Here is a 19,032-nt window from a genome sequence, read left to right on the forward strand (position 1 = left end):
TTTTCATAATAACCTCCTGGAAAAAGTTTTTTCCACCTTCATGCATAAAAACATTCACACTGTCGAAAGCTAATTACAAAAAATTTTTTTAGACTAGTGTATATAATTCTACTTATCTGTTCAGAATGATTGCTGAGGTGATGAAAATGAGAGAGGAAGAAAACAAACGATCTTCTCAAAGTTCCAGCGTAAAACGCTTTTTCAAAAAGCGTTGGGTATTTCCAGCCATTTATATTGCAAGTGCAGCAATCATTTTGACCGCAGTACTTTGGTATCAATCGAGCAACAGTGCGACAGACAAATACGATTACAAATCCACTGATATTGCTGGTAAAAAAGACCAAGAGCAAGCGGTTGAGGTCAGCAAAGCATTGGAAAACTTCAAAATGCCAGTGGTTAAAGCAGATGAGGCTGTCGTGAAAACGAAATTCTATGATTTCGATGGAAAAACAGAAGACCAGGAAGCGGCTTTAGTTTTCTACAACAATAGGTACCAGCCAAACACTGGTGTCGATATTACTGTGAAAAACGGCGAAACATTTGATGTTGTGGCATCGCTCAGCGGCACCGTTACACGTGTCGATGAAGATGATGCGGTCCTAGGGAATGTCATTGAAATCGAAAACGACAAGGGCATTGTTACGAAATATCAATCAATTAAAGACATAAAGGTCGAGGTTGGCCAACAGGTTAAACAGGGACAAATTCTTGCCAAGGCTGGGCAAAGCTTGTTCAATGAAAAAGCTGGAACACATGTGCATTTTGAAATTCGCAAAGATGGCGTGGCGGTAAACCCAACGAACTACTTTAACAAATCGTTGAGTGTATTACAGGATGCCAAGATTTCGGGCGACAAATCAAAAGATTCATTAGTAAGTCCAAAGTCTAAGGAAGAGCAATTGTTTGAAGATCAAGATAACACTTCCGACGACCAGTCTTCTGATAAAGAAAAAGTGGACGAAGAATCTACAGACAAAACAAAAAACCAAGACTCATAATAACAGAGCATAACAAAGGGGAAGGGGAAAACTTTCCTCTTTTTTTTGCGTCCTTTTAACTAAGGGTGTCAGGCACCATTTTGAGTCTATGCACTATCTAAATAGGAGTAATGGTGCCTGACACCCGTCATGGACAAAACCACCAATGTGTCCACCACCAATGGACACTAGTGAATTTTATTGCCCACGTGTGGTGGACAAATGTCTTTTAATGGTGCCTGACACCAATTTGTTTTAGAATGGTAGGAAAGGGAGGGGTTTGTTTTGAGGAAGGTTGTTGGGTTGTTGTTTTCGCTTGTTTTGTTGGTTCTGCCGGCTTTGGCTGGTTGTAGTAAGGAGCCGACGCCGGAGGATCGTTTTGCTGAGTACATAGGGTTATGGAATCAGCAAAAGTTTGCTAAGATGTATGATTACCTTTCTAACGATGCGAAAGAGGGCATCACCAAAGATGAGTTTACAAGCCGCTATCAAAAAATCTATGAAGACCTCCAGATTTCAGACCTCAAGATTAACTTCAAAAAGCCAAAAGATGATAAACAGGCGAAAAAAGAGAAAGCAACGTATTCTTTTAGCGCCAAAATGAACAGCAGTGCGGGTGCTATTGCATTCACCCACAAAGCGAATTTGCAAAAGGAAGGCAAGGACGATAAGAAGAACTGGTATGTAGACTGGGATACTGAGTTCATTTTTCCAGAATTGCAAGAGGGTGACACGATTGGCGTGAGCACAATTGCGCCTCAAAGAGGGGAGATTGTCGACCGCAACGGTGATGGGCTGGCGGTGAATGGCCAGGCGTACGAGGTGGGTGTGGTGGCCGGGAAGATGACGGATCAGGTCATGGAGCCGTTGGCATCGCTGTTAAGAATGAATCGTGAGCAAATTACCAAGGCACTGAACGCGAGCTGGGTGAAGCCGGGGTTGTTTGTGCCACTGAAGAAGGTGTCGATGCAGGATCAGGAGCGGATTGCCCAGTTGGTTGCGCTTGAGCCGGTGCAAACGCGCAAAGTCGGGGCGCGGATTTATCCTTATGGGGAAGCGGCGGCGCAATTGGTGGGTTATGTGGGTGCGATTACTGCTGATGAGCTGGAAAAACGGAAGGACAAAGGATATACGAGTAGTGATGTGATAGGAAAAAGAGGGCTCGAGCAAGTGTATGACGAGCAGTTGAAGGGCACGAACGGTGTCAAAATTATTATTAAAAAGAAGGCTGGCGGTGAGGATGTGGTGCTGGCCGAAAAACCGGTGGCTGATGGGAAGGAGATTAAACTGACCATTGATGCGAATGTGCAGACGTCGATTTTTGATGAGCTGGATGGCGAGGCAGGCACGGCAGCAGCGATGAACCCTGTGAGCGGTGAAACGCTGGCGCTTGTCAGCAGCCCTTCGTTTGACCCGAACCAGGCCGCGCTGGGCTTCTCGGCGGGGGAATGGAAGGCGTTGCAGGCTGACAAGAAGCAGCCTCTCACAACGCGCTTTAAGCAGGCTTATGCGCCGGGGTCGGTGATGAAAGCTATTACGGCAGCGGTCGGTTTGTCCAGCGGGGCGATTACGGCGAATGAGTCGGTGCCAATCCTTGGGGCGAAATGGCAAAAGGATAAATCGTGGGGCGGTTATTTTGTGACGCGGGTACATGCGGGGACAGAACCGGTAAACCTGGAAAAGGCATTCGTTTATTCTGATAATATTTATTTTGCGCAGGCAGCGTTAAAAATGGGCAAGGCTACGTTTGCGGACGGGTTGAAGAAGTTTGGCTTTGAGGAGGAGCTTGATTTTCCATTCCCGTTGGAGAAATCAACGATCGGCGGGCTCGACGGGGCAATAGCGCTTGCTGACTCCGGTTATGGTCAGGGACAAATTCAGATGAGCGTCGTTCATTTGCTGGCTTCCTATACGCCGTTTATTAATAATGGCAATATGATTAAGCCGATTTTATTGGAAGCCGAGCAGAAGGGTCAGGTGCTGAAAGAGGCGGTGGTTTCTGGCGAGCATGCCGGGCTGATTGCGGCGGATTTACGGAAGGTTGTTGGTGACGCGAACGGGACCGCCCATAAGGCTGATATGGCGGACTATCCGCTTGCTGGGAAAACTGGGACCGCGGAGTTAAAGCAGAAGCAGGGTGAAACTGGGACCGAAAACGGCTGGTTCATTGCTTATAATACGAAGTCGCCGAGTTTGATGGTGGCGATGATGGTTGAGGATGTTCTGGGCCGGGGCGGTTCGGGGATCGCGGTGAAGAAAGTGAAAAATATTTTTATGCAGAGGAAATAAACTGAGTGGTGTCAGGCACTGTGCGAGAGGGTAGCGCATGAACCGCCGGTGTCAGGCACCAAACGAGGCACCAGGAGGTACACCGGTGTCAGGCACCAGGGTTCCACCGCGCGATCCACCATGCCAGGTACCGTGCGTGATATCCACGCACTTAAGTATAGCTAGGGAGGCCATCAAGGAAAATAAATGGCCTCCCTAGCTTATTTTTATGTGTTACTAGGAGGGATCCACTGATACCTCCCCAAATCAATTCCCCCATTTAGCCCTACTTGGACACCTTCTGCCTCAAGCGAAAGCCATTGCTCATTGTAAGACTCGTCGTCTTGGAGGGCGATTTGCCCCTTGGCGTTGATGACGCGGTGCCAGGGAAGCTGATGCTTCCTGCTCATGGAATGAAGGACGCGGACGACCTGGCGGGCAGCACGGGGGCTTCCAGCCAGCCTGGCGATCTGGCCGTAAGTCGCAACCTTGCCCTCGGGAATGCTGCGAATAATTTCAACTACATTTTCGGTAAAAGGTGTCATTATACGTACGATCCTTTCAAATTTTAATAATCATTTTTCTGCTGGTCGTTTGTTTTTCCCACACACATACTTTTTCTGCGTATAGCAAGATATGACCCATTATATAATTTTTAAAGAAGCCGTTAAAGGCATGTTTGATGGATTGGATAACTTTTGAAACGGGGAATTATGGAATGATTTCAGATTTGAATAATATTTTTCTGTCGACAAATTTCTCAGGAAATAATAGTATCATTCGGTTATTTCCATAAGGAAACCTATATTTGACGGGCTTTTGTGGGGATGTCGAAAATAGGTAAAATGTCCATTTTTCGAAAGACTCCCGCGCAGGCGTTGTCCTGATTGACTATTTCTTGCATAATCCCGTATCCAAGCTAATAAGATGTTACAAACCTTTACAAAGAGAGTGTTTGAGGTGAGGAGTCGTTTGAAATGAGCGGATATACAGCCGGGGACATGATTAGTCATTATATTGACAGAAGGTAAGATACTTTCTGCCGCAAGGTGCCTGACACCCGTGTCAGGATGGTGTCCTCCAGGTGAGGACAAATGTCTTTTGCTGGTGCCTGACACCAACGTTCTAGATGGTGTCCACCTACAGAGGACAAATGTTTTTTTATGGTGCCTGACACCATTGCAGTGACACCGCTGCAGTGATGCCATAACTGTGACACCATTACTGAGCCACCATTGCGGAAGCAGAATTAGTCGAAGTGATAAGCGGGTTCTTATTTCACACTACTCACATCCATTTTAGGGAGGGCGAGAGTGTGCACGATTACATCAAAGAGAGAACTATCAAGATTGGAAAGTATATCGTGGAGACGAGGAAAACGGTTCGCGTGATTGCGAAGGAGTTTGGCGTATCCAAAAGTACAGTCCATAAGGATTTGACAGAGAGGCTTCCTGAGATTAATCCAGAACTGGCAAATGAGGTTAAAGAAATTCTAGATTACCATAAATCGATCCGGCATCTCCGGGGTGGAGAGGCAACAAAAATGAAATACCAAAAAGAAGACAAGGAAAGCGAGGCTGTCAAATAAGCCGCATTTTCCAGGCATCCTTAGTGGAAGGAAAGCTTTTCAAAAAAGAATCTCTTGGAATCCTCCTATTCCGACAAATTTCTGCAAAATCCTACGTTTCTAATGGAAAACATTATGGAAATAGTAACGTATATGATACAATTAACAATTAGGAAAAGTATGTGGATTTTTGTTTCCAAGGAGGAAAGAAAAGAGAATGTTTGCAAGAGATATTGGGATTGACTTGGGAACGGCTAACGTGTTAATTCACGTCAAAGGCCGTGGAATCGTATTAAATGAGCCGTCTGTAGTGGCAATTGACAAAAATACAAATCGCGTTCTTGCTGTTGGTGAAGAAGCTCGCCGTATGGTCGGGCGTACACCAGGGAACATCGTCGCCATCCGCCCGTTGAAAGACGGCGTTATCGCTGACTTTGATGTTACTGAAGCAATGTTAAAGCATTTTATTAATAAGTTAAACGTGAAAGGCTTTTTATCAAAGCCGCGCATTTTGATCTGCTGCCCAACGAATATTACAAGCGTGGAGCAAAAGGCGATCAAGGAAGCTGCTGAAAAAAGCGGCGGGAAAAAGATTTATCTTGAAGAAGAGCCAAAGGTTGCGGCAATCGGCGCTGGCATGGACATCTTCCAGCCAAGCGGAAACATGGTGGTGGACATCGGGGGAGGAACGACAGATGTTGCTGTACTTTCAATGGGCGATATCGTGACTTCTTCCTCCATCAAAATGGCCGGCGACAAGTTCGACGCCGAAATCCTCAGCTACATCAAGCGTGAGTACAAGCTGTTGATTGGTGAACGCACATCTGAGAATATTAAAATCAACATTGGTACGGTATTCCCTGGGTCACGTTCGGAAGAAATGGAAATCCGCGGCCGTGATATGGTAAGCGGTTTGCCGCGCACGATTACCGTTCGTTCGGAAGAAATCGAGGGCGCCTTACGCGAATCGGTGGCCGTTATCGTTCAAGCAGCAAAAAGTGTGCTTGAGCGCACACCGCCGGAACTTTCGGCGGACATCATTGACCGCGGCGTTATTTTGACCGGAGGCGGAGCATTGCTGCACGGTATCGACATGCTGCTTGCTGACGAGCTGAAGGTTCCCGTCCTTGTGGCGGAAAACCCAATGGACTGCGTCGCGATTGGCACAGGCATCATGCTTGATAATATTGACCGGATTCCAAACCGAAAGTTAGGTTAATATTTTTTTGAAAAAAGAAACCAAGTTACTCTGAAGCAAACAAAAGTCTAATGAAGCAGGCGGGACAAGCCTCAATCATTGGGCTTTTTATTTTGCGCGGCCCCACAAAACTCCTCAAATCCATGCAAAAACCCCAAAATTCGATCAATTTTTACACAGATTGACTTTTTCCTGCAAAAAGTTAATGAGTATTTCCAAATAATTTTTTATAATAGAAGAATGAATGGATTTTTATAAAAATAAACCCAATAGGGGCCGAACATAAAAATTGGTTATAATATGAATTAACATACTGAGTCCGTAGTCACGATGCTTAATAAATAAATAGCGCAAATGAACGGAATTCAGTCAAAGGGGAATTAAGGAATGTCTGCAAATAATTCAAACCAAGAGCCAATCAGAACGAGAGAGGAATACAAACAAGCGAAAGCCGAGGAGCAGCAGCGGAAAAAAGATGCGGCGGATCGGGCGAAAAATGAGAAGCGCAAAAGGAAAAGCGATGCCAAAGAGGACAAAGTCATAAACGAAGAAAAGAAAGAGGCAGGGGCAGCGCCCACGAATAACAAACGGATTAGAATTCGCCTGATGCCGATTTGGCTTCGTCTTATTCTTATCGTTGTACTCATTTTCGTGTGCATGGCGTCTGGGGCGGTTGTTGGTTACGGGATGCTTGGGGGCGGCAAAATTGCCGACGTCTTTAAGGAATCGACGTGGACGCATATTCGTGATTTAGTGGATAAAGGAAAATAAATGGAGGAAGGGATTCCTATATCCCTTCCCTTTTGTCTATTATAAGTAGTAGAATAGGAATTAAATAGTTGTTACTAGTAGGAGGTACTAATACCATGCTCGATATCGATCAAATCAAAGAAATCATCCCACATCGCTACCCATTTTTGCTGGTAGATCGAATTTTGGAAGTCGAAGACGGAAAAAGGGCGGTCGGAATTAAAAACGTTTCTGCCAATGAAGAGTTTTTCAACGGCCATTTTCCAGATTACCCGGTGATGCCCGGGGTATTAATCGTCGAAGCACTTGCCCAGGTCGGTGCTGTGGCAATGTTGAAAAAAGAAGAAAACCGCGGTCGCTTAGCCTTTTTTGCAGGAATCGATGGCTGTCGCTTTAAAAAGCAAGTCAAGCCCGGCGACCAGCTTCGTCTTGAAGTCGAAATAGTGCGCCTGCGCGGACCAATCGGCAAGGGAAAAGCGGTTGCCACGGTTGATGGCGAGCTTGTCTGTGAAGCGGAAATTACCTTTGCTTTAGGGGAGAAAAAAGAATAAGCAAATGCGAAACGGCCGGAGGTGAATTTCCGGCCGTTTTTTTGAGCAATTAAGAATGTGCAATTGCCTATAAAATTTCTCCAACAAACGCTCTCCGCTAGCTATTCTTCACTTTCAGCTTCGGTTTGCTTTTTATTTTATCCCTAAATTCGCTAAGGAGTGCCGAACCTTCAAGACCCTTTTGGAGGAGATTCTCGAGTAGGAGCTCAGAGTAGTCGCTTTTGTTGCGGCGGATATGTCCTTCAAACAGGACGCTAATATTGTTTTCAAATTTAATCAACGAGCAAATTTTTGTTTGAAAATAGGCAGGGGCATTTTCTTTTTTCGTGATGACCGCTTCGACAATAATGTCACGGTCCTGCTCGGAAATTTTTTTAAAATAATCATAGAGAGACAAATCAGTATACGCCTCAAGCAGCCAAGTGGAGCGGTCGTCTTCCTTATTGAGAATTAAGCCGTCCTCTAACGGGACTTCAATCGAGCGGTCCTCGTCCACCACATCCAATGAGTATAACTTAAAAGATTTCATAGCAATCCTCCTATTTATTTTTTCTAAATTATAACATATGAGCGGCAGAAGCAAATGTCGAAAAATAATTGTCGAAATTTAGTTTTGCGTCTGTTGGGAGAAGAATTGAAGCAAAATTTGACAAAAAGCCCGCTGAAAACCCTCTATTCCCGAAAATGTGAGCTTGATAACGGCCATATCGCGGTTTTACAAGCTGACAGCCCTGGCGTTATGATAATACCATAAACAGGAAGGAGAGGGGAAAATGATCAATCAAGTCACACTTGTCGGCCGCCTGACCCGGGATCCAGAACTAAAGTCAACGGCGGAAGGAACGCATGTAACCCACATCACCTTGGCCGTGACTCGGCATTATCGAAACCAGCACGGCGAGATTGAGGCCGATTTCGTGCAGTGCACACTGTGGCGGAAGGCGGCGGAAAATACGACCCAGTATTGCCGCAAAGGTTCAGTCGTGGGCATCACGGGGAGATTGCAAACCCGAAATTACGATAACAAAGAGGGAAAAAGGGTGTACGTCACAGAGGTGATTGCCGAAAGTATCCGTTTTCTAAGCGCCAAGCCGCACAACGTGATCACCGAGCAGAAAAAGGAGGAAACGGCCATTGGGGTATAACCATGACGCGGAGAGCAACTTAGAGCAGCTGCTTGAAAGTTTAATAAAAATGGTTGGCAAGGCAAATAAAAATGTCGACGGCCTGCAGAAGCGCGTCAGCCAGCTGGAATGGCTCATAAAGGAACAACAGCAAGGAATAAAGGAAAGAGACAACCTCATCAGAATTTACTCCGAACAACCACACGAATCTTCATCAGCAAACATTCCATATCATGTTGGGTAAAATGCGTTGCTCTTCAACAAAAACGCCACTGTTTTTGCTGCCAGACTTACTTGCCGGCGAATAGTTTAAAAAATATCCCCGCCTAACGGACCTTAGTTGTTAAAGAAAATCAAACGTCACTTCAACTGCATCCTCTTATCTGGCCGCCATTTGCCGGAGTTTTTTTTTGTATGGAAAAGTGGCGGAGCGCCGCAATTTAGGTGGAATATAAACATTCCTCCCCTCGATTTTAGTTTGGCCTAACTCTGCTCACACCGCCTTTATTAGGAGACTAGGGCTAGGTCTCAGAATTTATTTCAAGGGTAGATGATGGCGCGGAACAATAAATTTTTTTTGGATGTTTAAAAATAATTCTGCGGGGTAAACTATTAGAAAAACCCCCCTGTTTTTTTATAGGAAGCCGCTGACCTTTGTGTCAGCGGCTTCTTCGATGTTTCGCGGCCTGATCTTATTTTTTAAAACTTGTCTTTGTGGCGCTTATTCACTTTAATCTGACTGATAAACGAATCCACGGGGATGTGTGCATTATGCACAGTTATTGGCGTTGGAGGAATAAGCGATTTTGGTAAATTCTTTTGCAGGAAAAGAGAAATTATCGTCGAATAATAATAATTGGTGTAGATATTTGTAATATTTGGAGGTATTGCGCTTGATTAAAAAGAAATCATTAATTTTTATCGGAGAAAGAGGATGTAACCAACAATTGATAATTACGAAAAAACCAAGCTTTTACGATGCAGTCACACTTTCAAATCAGTCACCCCAACCAACTAAGAACACTCCATATCGATCCATTCCGCTTGTCAGCAGCACAAACATTTCTTTCCGTAACAGCGATTACAATATCCAACTGACATCACAATCCATACAGATTTCAGAAAGCGGCCGCGAACTTTCTGAAGAAGAGGTGTTCGATATGTTGAACCACCTGATCATTAAAGAAGGAGACAAAGTGACTTTCTTTGGTTACTCCCCCTACTGTAAAAACCGGCCAAGAAAAAAGAAAGAGCTGCTCGTTCTGGCGGCAGGTAGGAAGCTGGAAGGCGAATAAAGCACCTCGGAAAAATTGGAAAAAAGGAATCCAATCGGGCATATTGGAGTCCGTTCCGAAGGGGAAATTGGAAAGAAGGTATCCAATCAGGCATATTGGAGCCCTTTCCGAAGGGGATATGGGAAAAAAGGTATCCAATCGGGCATATTGAACCCCGTTCCGCTAGAAAGGTCGGGAAAAGGGTATCCAATCAGGCATATTGGAACCTGTTCCGAAGGGGAAATTGGAAAAGGGGTATCCAATCGAGCTTATTGGAACCCTTTCCGCTAGAAAGGTCGGGAAAAAGGTATCCAATCGGGCATATTGGAGCCCGTTCCGCCAGAAAGGTTAGGAAAAAAGGTATCCAATCGGGCATATTGAACCCCGTTCCGTTAGAAAAATTAGAAAAAGGGTATCCAATCGGGTTTATATTGGAACCCCTTTTTTCATTTCATGGAGACACATTAACAAACTGTCCGCCCCACGCGGACAATCGAGGGTTTTGTCCACGGGCGGTGCCTGACACCACTTTTTTACACCATTTTTATGACCTGATCCCCTTCCAAATCTTAACACTGTTATGCCACAGAATTGACACTTTCCTTTCTATTAAGACAAAATGTGATACACTTTTAATCTTTTTGTAACATAGCTGGTACATTGTTCTGATATAACTATACAGATAAGGAGGGGAAGCGTATGCAGAAGACAACAAAGCGTATTATTCTCATGTTACTTACAATTCTGTTATGTGTATCGGGATCAATGGTTACATATGCACAAACAAACAGTAATGCCCTACATAATGCCAAGCAGCAGCTTGAGCAAAAACAAAGAATCGTAGAGCAAAAAGAACAAGAAAAGCAGACAGTTAATCAAGAAATAGATAAAATTCAACAAGATTTACAATCCTTTTACAACGAAATCACCAAGAACAAAGAGGAAATGGCAAAAACACAGCAGAAAATAAACGAAACACACCAGCTTATCGAAAAGAAAAAGGAAGAAATCGTCACCCTTGAGGATAAAATCCTTGCCCGTAAAGGGATCATGAAGAAGAGGGCTGTAGCTCTTCAACAAAATGATAGTGTCAATGTAATTATCAACCTATTCTTTGAATCTGATAGTATCGCAGATTTTATCCAACGGGCCAGCGCTGTGTCCGAACTAATGGATGCGGATAAGGATATCTTAGGCTCCCAGAAGGAAGACCTTCAACAGATTGAAATGGATAAAAAAGAGATTGATAGCCAAGAACAAATTTTAGAAAATGATCAAAACGAGCTTGCAAAACAGCAGGCAACCCTTGATCAAAACATGCAAAAGAGACAACAGGCTCTAACTGTCATGCAAGAAAAGTATAAGCAAATCGCCAAACAAATGGCGCTTGCAGAACAAGACAAAGCAGGCATTGAATCTCAGATGAAAGATATTCAAGCAAAGATTGATAGGGAAAAAGCCGAGGCAAAGACTCGTCAAACATCATCCTCAACCTCAACCACTGCGCCAAAAGAAAAATTGGGTGTAGCGGTAAAAGGCACAGAGATGTATGTCACCGCAACGGCATACAGTCCCGAAGAGTCCTATCATATAACAGCAGCCGGCTACAATATTAGAAAGAATCGGCATATGAAATTAATTGCCGTCGACCCATCTGTAATTCCATTAGGAAGCAAAGTTTGGGTAGAAGGATATGGCATAGCTGTCGCAGGTGATACCGGCGGCGCCATCAAGGGCCACAAAATTGACGTCCTATTGCCATCAACAGCAGCCGCATTATCATGGGGCAGAAAAACCGTGAAAATTGTCATTTTAGAATAATCATATATAGAGAAAAGAGGCTGATACTGAAAAGTAGTTGGCCTCTTTTTTTGCTGCAAAAGTTCATCTTATATGGATAATTCCCAAAATGGTAGATTCTAAACCAAGAATAGATAAGAAAAGCGCAAGCGCCCGTTTACACAACAGACACGATTGGTGCCTGACACCATTAACATCATAAACACCATCATTTCAGGTGATCGTTCAGAACACCTTCCTCTAAAACAGAGAATTTATCTCCGTAAACCTTGGTGATGTGTTTTTCTCCCCAATTACAGAGTGAACTAAGAATTCCCTCCAAGCTCCAACCGTATTCACTTAACTCGTATTCTACCTTGGGTGGGACCTGATTATAAATCATCCGAGTAATGACACCATCATCTTCCAGCTCCCGCAACTGTTGTGTGAGCATTTTTTGCGTAATATTTGGCATCAACCGCTTCAATTCACTCGTCCGCTTTTTCCCATGGGTGAGATGACAAAGAATGACACACTTCCACTTCCCGCCAATCACCTCCAGCGTTGCCTCGACTGAGATATTATATTTCTTTTTCTCCATCATATAAAAATCCTCCTTATTCAAAAGGTACTTAAAAGTACCTATAGCACCACGGGGTACCTATATCACTTAAAAGTGCGTACTTCTCATAATTTCTCATATACCCCATAATAACATTTGCCGGGAGAAATAAAAATTTTACTTATTTATATAAAACTACACAAAATTAGGAGGAAACACCATGCCTTTAAATAAAAAACAAAGCACACTCGCACTGCTGGCCTTAGCTGTCAGTGCGTTCGCAATAGGAACAACCGAATTTATCAGCGTCGGCCTGCTGCCGCTTATCGCCGATGATTTACACATTCCAGTGACAACCGCAGGACTGACGGTCTCCCTATATGCCCTCGGTGTCACATTCGGCGCACCCGTCCTGACATCGCTGACATCACGCATGTCACGCAAAACCTTATTACTATGGATCATGATCATTTTCATCATCGGCAACAGCATCGCCGCCAGCGCCACAACCATCACTGTCCTGCTCGCGGCCCGCGTCATCTCAGCCCTGTCCCATGGCGTCTTTATGTCAATCGGCTCCACCATCGCCGCCGACCTCGTCCCGGCCAACCGCCGTGCGAGCGCCATTTCGATCATGTTCTCCGGCCTCACCGTCGCCACCGTCACCGGCGTGCCGTTCGGAACATTCATCGGCCAGCAATACGGCTGGCGCCTGGCCTTCGTCATCATTGTTGCCGTCGGCATCATCGGCTTCATCGCCAACCTGATTCTCGTTCCTTCTTTCTTGAAAAAAGGAACTCAAACCAGTCCTCGCGATCAGGTCAAGCTCGTAACCAATGGCCGTCTCTTACTATTATTCGCAATTACTGCCCTGGGGTATGGCGGGACATTTGTTGTCTTCACCTATTTATCACCATTACTGCAGGATATAACCGGATTTAAGGAAGGATCCGTAGCGGTTATTTTACTCGCATACGGTTTAGCGATTGCGATTGGTAACGTGATCGGAGGCAAGCTCTCAAACCGCAATCCAATCGGGTCCTTATTCTATATGTTTATCATCCAAGCCGTGGTCCTCTTCGCCTTAATGTTCACGGCCCCGTTCAAAATAACTGGGCTGATTACAATTATTTTTATGGGATTGCTCGCTTTTATGAACGTACCCGGCTTACAAGTCTACGTCGTCATGCTAGCGGAGCGTTTCGTCCCAAGCGCAGTCGACGTGGCATCTGCCGTCAATATTGCCGCCTTCAACGCAGGAATAGCCATCGGCTCCTATTTGGGCGGCATCATCACCGATACAATAGGACTCATCCACACCACATGGATAGGCGCCCTAATGGTACTCGCAGCAGCAATCTTAACAAACTGGAGTCGAACACTCGAGCAGAAAGACCAACAGGCAATGGTTTCAGCAATGGTGTCAGGCACCGTCGAAACACAATTGTCCGCCAGCGGCGGACAATTGAATGTTAAAAATTAACATCTCATACTCTAGCATGAGCAGGGAATCATCTTCTAATGATCTAAAGCGAGGTTAATAAAAAAAGCCAGTCAACAGACTGGCTTAAGCTAACCTTTATAGAGTCCCATAGTGGTTTGTGTCCACTGTAGACGTACAAATGTCCACGCGTGGTGCCTGACACCACCACTGACACCACCACCACAATCACCCCAAATACACCAAGTCCTTCAACTCATCGGTCGATAGTTCGGTGATCCAGTTTTCGCTTTGGATGATTTGGTCGTTTAGGTCTTGTTTTTTCTCGAGCATGGCATCAATTTTCTCTTCAAGCGTGCCGGTACAAATCAATTTATGGACGTGAACAAACCTGGATTGACCAATTCGGTGGGCACGGTCGGTGGCCTGGTTCTCGACCGCCGGATTCCACCAACGGTCATAGTGAATCACGTGATTTGCCGCCGTTAGATTCAACCCAGTTCCACCTGCCTTCAATGACAGTAGGAACACTGGGAACTCCTGGTTTTGGAACCGTTCAATCATCTCATCCCGCTTCGTCTTCGCCACACTGCCATTCAAGAACGGCACCTCAATGCCAAATTTCTTCTTCAGCGTCGCCCGAATCATTTCGCCCATCTCGATGTATTGGGTAAAAATCAGACAACTTTCGCCCTGCTCCAAAACCGCCTCAATCAGTTCGACAAGCTTCTCCAATTTATTGGAGCGGTCGAGAAGCTCGCGCCCCGCCGCTTTTTCCTTTAAATAGAGGGCAGGGTGGTTGCACAACTGTTTCAACCTACTGAGCATTTGTAAAATTAATCCCTTGCGCTCAAAGCCCGACAATTTCTCAATTTCAGCAAACGTATCGTGGATGAGCTGCTCGTACAACGAGGCCTGCTCTGCGGTCAACGGACAGTACTCCTTTTGCTCAAGCTTATCAGGAAGATTCAGAGCAACCTCTTCATCCTTTTTCGTGCGCCTTAGCAAGAACGGGCGGATCAATGCCTGTAGCTGCTGCACCTTTTCCTTCTTCTCATCTTTTTCAATCGGAATCACGAACTTTTTCTGGAACTGCCCTAAACTGCCAAGATAGCCGTGATTGGTAAAATCAAAAATCGACCACAGTTCAGATAAGCGGTTCTCCATCGGCGTCCCCGTCAAGGCAATATGGTGTCGGCCGCGCAGCCTGCGCACCGCTTTCGATTGCTTCGTCTGCGCGTTCTTAATATTTTGCGCCTCATCAATCGCAATCGAACTCCAAATCATCGATTCAAACTCTTCGGAATCAAGATGGCTCAACCCATACGAAGTCAAGACAACATCGACATCCAGAGCCTTTTTTGAAAAATCGTCCTCCTTCAGGCGGTGCGAGCCGTAATGCAGATACACCTTCATCTCCGGAGCAAAGCGATCGAGCTCCTTCTGCCAGTTCCCAAGCACCGAAGTCGGGCAGATAATCAGCGCCGCCTTCGTCGGAACCTTCGCCTTAACCGGAGCAGCATCTTCATCCTTCTTGCGCCGACCTTTCGTATCACGGGTGTCAGGCACCACCGCTTTCGCACCGCGGCCCTTGGTGTCAGGCACCACAGCCAATTCATCGCGAACCTGTTCCTTCACCATTAATAAATAGGCAATCAGCTGGACGGTTTTGCCAAGACCCATATCATCGGCGAGGCAGGCGCCAAACCCATACCGCCGCAGGAACCAGAGCCAGCTCATGCCAAGCTGCTGGTAGGGGCGGAGCTCGCCTTGCAAACCAGAAGGTACAGTTTCAAGCGGAATTTCGTGTACTTCCGACAGCTGCTTCACCATTTGCTTCCATTGTCGGTTCAGCTCGATCTGAATTTTTGCAAACGCGGCTGGATTCTCAAGCTCATCCTCGGCAGCAGTCGGTTCAGCGAGCTCCTGCTCGAGCAAATCGCGGACGTGCAAGCCTTCTTTTTCGGCACGTTTCATCAAATCTTGAATCTGGCGAATGAATTGCGGATCAAGCTTGACCCAGCGGCCGCGAATATAGACAAGCCTACGTTTTTCCTCAACAAGCTGGCCAAACTCCTCCTCGGACAAATCGACACCGTTCATCGAAAAACGCCAGTTAAAATCGAGCATCGCCTGCAGCCCAACAAAAGATGGACGGTGACTCGACGATCCCTTAAGCGACGCTTTGACCTTCAAATTGGCGTTTTTCATTGCCTGCCACCAGGAAGGAAGGAGGATTTCAACATCGAGCGCCACCAGCGTCTCACTTGCTTCAGTTAAAAACATCCATGCTTCTTCCTCGCTCAGGTGCGTTTTGAAGGCGCCATCCTCACCGAGCCACGGAATCAAACGTGCCCAGCGATCCTGTTCAAGGGCAGCTTTTTCTAAAAATGGCTTCCATTTCGTCGGAATATTCGCGGCACCATCAACGTCATAAATCTCATCGACATTTTTCTTGCCACGCAAAAAGACATCAAGGCTCCACGGCCCTTCACCATCCACAGGTTCATCCAAGCGGAGCCCAATCGTAAACGGCGTGTCGCTTTCCTTAATCCCAACCCATTCCAGCCAGCTGTCCTCATCAAAATAGCGGGCCAGCTCGCCGCCGGATATATTTTGCTTACGGAGCAAGTCAAGCTTCGGCCCGAACAGCTCTTTCATCGCAGAATTTCTCGTTAAATAAGCATCGAGGGCACTGTTATATAGATCGGAGATATAATGTTTGGTCGTTCCGAGACCGTCTTCGTTGGGTAGGCTGGTTCCGTCCTCCGCCACCTCAGAACCATCCTCAATCCGCTGCTCCCAAAAAGTCGGACCAAATTCATCCTTCACTCGTTCCGGAAGCTTCCAGCGAAATGCGCCTTCAGGGCCCCAGACCGAAAAGTCAGGCAGCCAGTCTTTTTCCAAAATGCCTTCATGGAGGGCATGGGCGGCCGCCAAACAAATCTCCGATTGCTCATTCCAGTCCCATTCGATAAAGTGATTAAATGACTCTTTTGCAAAAAGTGAGACCAGCTGCCAGCCGCTAACCGCCACACCTTCTATCCCGTCTACGGTTTCCGTTTCTAGGAGTGTTCCAAAGAAGCTTTCCTCATGACTACTAAATACGAGATTCTTCCATCTAATGGGGTTCATCACATGACCCCGTTCATCCTCGGCAGTAAGAAGAAAACGACCTTCCCCTAATCTAGTTGTCAACAATTTCATAAACCTTGTTTTAAGCATCCGTGCAAAAACTCCTTTAACTGTGGCAATGGCTTTAAAAAGGGCTGCGGAGGCCCTATGAATTACCAGATAATGTCTAAATAAACAATACCCTTCAAAAAATAGACAAAACCCTCAAAAAGATAAACAAAACACCGCAAAAAATACACAAAACCACGCAAAAAATAAACAAAACTTAAAACCACGGTTTAATTCCACTAATTTGTCCACTGGAGACGGACAAATGTCCACGGATGGTGCCTGACACCACAATGAAACCGCAATGAAACCACAATGAAACCGCAATGAAACCACAATGACACCACAATGAAACTAAAGCAATACCACGTGGTGGCACCATAAAAATCCATATTCCTTTATTATACCCAATATTTTATCTTTAGAGAAAGGGGAAGTGTGATGTTCCTGAGTTTGTGTGACTAGAGGATAGTCGGAAATCGCCCGCACTAGCGCGAAACCCGTGCCATTTTAAATGATGGAACGGACATCATTAGTAATGGAAAATCCAAGGGATATGATGCTATAATTTGGATGAATAGGGGGTGCATGCATATGAAAAATTATTTAAAAGTTTGTCTCATGGTTGTTATTCTCTTTAGTTTGCTAATGGGCACGTTACAATCGCCCACAAATGCCGCGAGCAGTAAGAAAGTTCTTGGAAATGAATTCAAAAATGGTCTAGTTTTATTTAAGCAAAATGGGAAATATGGCATGTTGGATAAAAAGGGTAAGGTGGCCATTAAACCGCTATACGAACAGATTGATCAAACGAAGCGAACGAATTTATTACGCGTTAAAAAGAATAATAAATACGGCTTCATTAATCAAAAGGGAAAAGTCATTGTCAAACCGCAATATGCTGATGCCAAGGACGGTTTTTCCAATCCAATCATAGTTAAAAAGAATAGTAAATATGGACTAATCAATACAGCTGGTAAAACCATCGTTAAACCGAAGTACGATCTCATTGGTGATTTTCACAATGGGGTAGCCTTTTACAAATGTAAAAGTAAGTATGGAATTCTCAACACAAAAGGCAAGGTTGTCCTACCGCCAACCTATGATAAAATCACCGAAAACACGAATGGCGTATTTACTGTCAAACAAGCTAAAAAGTACGGTTTAATCGATAAGCAAGGGAAAGACATCGTCACCCCCGCATATGAATCGATCGTTTCTTATAAAAATGGGTTATTTCGAATAAAAAATGATGGGAAATACGGGATGATTACAATACAGGGGCAGATCCTCGCTGCACCCAAATATGATCGGATCTCACTGTTTTATAATGGGTTTGCCCAAACGACACTGAACGAAAAATACGGTTTTATTAGCGCGAAGGGAGAAATTATCGCTGAACCGACCTATGATTCCGTTGCTGTTTTTAGAGGAGGTGTGGCTCCCGTCGTAGCCGGTGATAGGCTGGGTTATATTGATACCACTGGAAAAATCATTGTTGAACCGCAGTATGAAGCCGCCTACGATGGTGATGGAAGCTCCCTCTATGAATTTTGGCAAAATGCCGCAGTCGTCATAAAGAACGGGAAGTACGGCGCGATTAATAAAAAGGGCGAAGTGATTCTCGACTTCAGCTATGATTCGATTAGTTTGTTTAACAAAAAAGGGCTGGCGATCACTAGACAAAAGAATAAATATGGTGTGATTAATGATAAAGGGACGGTTATTGTCAAGCCATCCTATGACTCATTGAGACTCGCAACGTATGGCGATGGCGAGTTTACCGATGACTTTGTTATTTTTGAAAAAAATAACAAAGAAGGCGCAATGAACAGCAAGGGAAAAGTCATCATACAACCAATTTATGACCGAATCGACCCGTTGGAACATAAAGGTTTGATTCGGGTGATGCAAGGATCGAAATATGGACTACTAACTTCAACAGGAAAAGTCCTGGTCAAACCAAAATATAGCGAAATTAATCCTTTTTACAAGGGCAACAACGATTTAGCTAGTGTTACCTATAAAGGTAAAAATGGATTCATCAATGAAAAGGGGAAACTAGTCATTATTCCGCAGTATGATCAAGTAGGGAATTTCAACGAGGGCCTTGTTTACGTCAAGAAGAACGGCAAAGCAGGATTTATTGATAAAAAAGGCAAGGTTGTCATTAAATTAACCTATTATTAACGTTATTAATAGGCTTGGATGATCCAAGCCTGTTTTGTTTGTGGGGAAACTGGTGTCAGGCACCATCACGAAAAAAATCCACCCTGTGACTAATTTCCTAGAGAAATAGATTGTTAACTATCTTTCTATTAATTATAATAAAAGGGAAATTATAGATAAGGTGGGGAA

Annotated in this window: 16 protein-coding genes; 12 read left to right on the forward strand and 4 right to left on the reverse strand. The window is 45.0% G+C overall.

From position 1 onward, the window contains the following. Positions 1 to 146: 146 nt before the first annotated feature. The gene (gene spoIIQ / locus BSO02S_RS18055) at positions 147 to 998 is read left to right on the forward strand and encodes a stage II sporulation protein SpoIIQ (protein WP_066070565.1); all 852 of its coding nucleotides are present in this window, start codon (positions 147 to 149) and stop codon (positions 996 to 998) included. A gap of 264 nt (positions 999 to 1,262) precedes the next feature. Then, entirely contained in the window at positions 1,263 to 3,266 is a 2,004-nt protein-coding gene (locus tag BSO02S_RS18060) for a penicillin-binding transpeptidase domain-containing protein (RefSeq protein WP_066070567.1), read from the forward strand. 206 nt (positions 3,267 to 3,472) lie between these two features. On the opposite strand, the gene BSO02S_RS18065 is transcribed toward BSO02S_RS18060, so the two are convergent. Continuing rightward, entirely contained in the window at positions 3,473 to 3,790 is a 318-nt protein-coding gene (locus tag BSO02S_RS18065) for an MGMT family protein (protein ID WP_066070570.1), read from the reverse strand. 770 nt (positions 3,791 to 4,560) lie between these two features. On the opposite strand from BSO02S_RS18065, the gene spoIIID reads away from it, so the two are divergent. The 4 genes from spoIIID (at position 4,561) to fabZ (ending at position 7,311) form a co-directional block, all read left to right on the forward strand. Then, the gene (spoIIID, locus tag BSO02S_RS18070; protein WP_066070572.1) at positions 4,561 to 4,833 is read left to right on the forward strand and encodes a sporulation transcriptional regulator SpoIIID; all 273 of its coding nucleotides are present in this window, start codon (positions 4,561 to 4,563) and stop codon (positions 4,831 to 4,833) included. A gap of 196 nt (positions 4,834 to 5,029) precedes the next feature. Next, positions 5,030 to 6,031, forward strand: a complete 1,002-nt coding sequence (locus tag BSO02S_RS18075) for a rod shape-determining protein (RefSeq protein WP_066070576.1) — start codon at positions 5,030 to 5,032, stop codon at positions 6,029 to 6,031. 366 nt (positions 6,032 to 6,397) lie between these two features. Continuing rightward, on the forward strand, positions 6,398 to 6,781 hold the full coding sequence (locus BSO02S_RS18080) for a DNA-directed RNA polymerase subunit beta (RefSeq protein WP_066070579.1): 384 nt from the start codon (positions 6,398 to 6,400) through the stop codon (positions 6,779 to 6,781). Positions 6,782 to 6,876: 95 nt separating this feature from the next. Further along, positions 6,877 to 7,311: a 3-hydroxyacyl-ACP dehydratase FabZ gene (fabZ, locus tag BSO02S_RS18085; RefSeq protein WP_066070583.1), complete on the forward strand. Its 435-nt coding sequence runs from the start codon at positions 6,877 to 6,879 to the stop codon at positions 7,309 to 7,311. A 97-nt stretch (positions 7,312 to 7,408) separates the two neighbouring features. Here fabZ and BSO02S_RS18090 read toward each other — a convergent pair whose 3' ends face one another. Continuing rightward, positions 7,409 to 7,840 (reverse strand): YwpF family protein, encoded by a 432-nt coding sequence (locus BSO02S_RS18090; RefSeq protein ID WP_066070586.1) that lies wholly within the window; start codon positions 7,838 to 7,840, stop codon positions 7,409 to 7,411. Between the two features lie 244 nt (positions 7,841 to 8,084). On the opposite strand from BSO02S_RS18090, the gene ssb reads away from it, so the two are divergent. From ssb to BSO02S_RS18115, 4 genes are all read left to right on the forward strand, one after another. Beyond that, positions 8,085 to 8,456: a single-stranded DNA-binding protein gene (gene ssb / locus BSO02S_RS18095; protein ID WP_066070590.1), complete on the forward strand. Its 372-nt coding sequence runs from the start codon at positions 8,085 to 8,087 to the stop codon at positions 8,454 to 8,456. After that, positions 8,446 to 8,679, forward strand: coding sequence for a hypothetical protein (locus BSO02S_RS18100; protein WP_066070593.1), 234 nt, complete (start codon positions 8,446 to 8,448; stop codon positions 8,677 to 8,679). Before ssb ends, BSO02S_RS18100 begins: the two co-directional genes overlap by 11 nt. A 649-nt stretch (positions 8,680 to 9,328) precedes the next feature. Next, positions 9,329 to 9,730, forward strand: a complete 402-nt coding sequence (locus BSO02S_RS18105) for a hypothetical protein (protein WP_066070598.1) — start codon at positions 9,329 to 9,331, stop codon at positions 9,728 to 9,730. A 678-nt stretch (positions 9,731 to 10,408) separates the two neighbouring features. Beyond that, complete coding sequence (locus BSO02S_RS18115) at positions 10,409 to 11,530, forward strand: 3D domain-containing protein (protein WP_066070605.1); 1,122 nt, start codon at positions 10,409 to 10,411, stop codon at positions 11,528 to 11,530. A gap of 187 nt (positions 11,531 to 11,717) precedes the next feature. On the opposite strand, the gene BSO02S_RS18120 is transcribed toward BSO02S_RS18115, so the two are convergent. Beyond that, the gene (locus tag BSO02S_RS18120) at positions 11,718 to 12,089 is read right to left on the reverse strand and encodes a winged helix-turn-helix transcriptional regulator (RefSeq protein ID WP_066070755.1); all 372 of its coding nucleotides are present in this window, start codon (positions 12,087 to 12,089) and stop codon (positions 11,718 to 11,720) included. Between the two features lie 181 nt (positions 12,090 to 12,270). Here BSO02S_RS18120 and BSO02S_RS18125 point away from each other — a divergent pair, with 181 nt between their 5' ends. Next, positions 12,271 to 13,533 (forward strand): MFS transporter, encoded by a 1,263-nt coding sequence (locus BSO02S_RS18125; protein ID WP_066070608.1) that lies wholly within the window; start codon positions 12,271 to 12,273, stop codon positions 13,531 to 13,533. Positions 13,534 to 13,719: 186 nt separating this feature from the next. On the opposite strand, the gene BSO02S_RS18130 is transcribed toward BSO02S_RS18125, so the two are convergent. Next, positions 13,720 to 16,716 (reverse strand): DEAD/DEAH box helicase, encoded by a 2,997-nt coding sequence (locus BSO02S_RS18130; protein WP_066070610.1) that lies wholly within the window; start codon positions 16,714 to 16,716, stop codon positions 13,720 to 13,722. A gap of 552 nt (positions 16,717 to 17,268) precedes the next feature. Between BSO02S_RS18130 and BSO02S_RS18135 the strand changes: the two genes are divergently transcribed. Continuing rightward, positions 17,269 to 18,864: a WG repeat-containing protein gene (locus BSO02S_RS18135; protein ID WP_066070613.1), complete on the forward strand. Its 1,596-nt coding sequence runs from the start codon at positions 17,269 to 17,271 to the stop codon at positions 18,862 to 18,864. Positions 18,865 to 19,032: the final 168 nt, after the last annotated feature.

The sequence above is a fragment of the Neobacillus soli NBRC 102451 genome (assembly GCF_001591665.1).
Taxonomy (GTDB): domain Bacteria; phylum Bacillota; class Bacilli; order Bacillales; family Cytobacillaceae; genus Neobacillus; species Neobacillus soli.

Excerpts from the sequence above, each read along its gene's own strand:
- spoIIQ (WP_066070565.1), top strand. The coding sequence starts at position 147 with ATGAGAGAGGAAGAAAACAAACGATCTTCTCAAAGTTCCAGCGTAAAA.
- BSO02S_RS18065 (WP_066070570.1), bottom strand. The coding sequence starts at position 3,790 with ATGACACCTTTTACCGAAAATGTAGTTGAAATTATTCGCAGCATTCCC.
- BSO02S_RS18075 (WP_066070576.1), top strand. The coding sequence starts at position 5,030 with ATGTTTGCAAGAGATATTGGGATTGACTTGGGAACGGCTAACGTGTTA.
- BSO02S_RS18080 (WP_066070579.1), top strand. The coding sequence starts at position 6,398 with ATGTCTGCAAATAATTCAAACCAAGAGCCAATCAGAACGAGAGAGGAA.
- fabZ (WP_066070583.1), top strand. The coding sequence starts at position 6,877 with ATGCTCGATATCGATCAAATCAAAGAAATCATCCCACATCGCTACCCA.
- BSO02S_RS18090 (WP_066070586.1), bottom strand. The coding sequence starts at position 7,840 with ATGAAATCTTTTAAGTTATACTCATTGGATGTGGTGGACGAGGACCGC.
- ssb (WP_066070590.1), top strand. The coding sequence starts at position 8,085 with ATGATCAATCAAGTCACACTTGTCGGCCGCCTGACCCGGGATCCAGAA.
- BSO02S_RS18115 (WP_066070605.1), top strand. The coding sequence starts at position 10,409 with ATGCAGAAGACAACAAAGCGTATTATTCTCATGTTACTTACAATTCTG.
- BSO02S_RS18120 (WP_066070755.1), bottom strand. The coding sequence starts at position 12,089 with ATGGAGAAAAAGAAATATAATATCTCAGTCGAGGCAACGCTGGAGGTG.
- BSO02S_RS18125 (WP_066070608.1), top strand. The coding sequence starts at position 12,271 with ATGCCTTTAAATAAAAAACAAAGCACACTCGCACTGCTGGCCTTAGCT.
- BSO02S_RS18130 (WP_066070610.1), bottom strand. The coding sequence starts at position 16,716 with ATGCTTAAAACAAGGTTTATGAAATTGTTGACAACTAGATTAGGGGAA.
- BSO02S_RS18135 (WP_066070613.1), top strand. The coding sequence starts at position 17,269 with ATGAAAAATTATTTAAAAGTTTGTCTCATGGTTGTTATTCTCTTTAGT.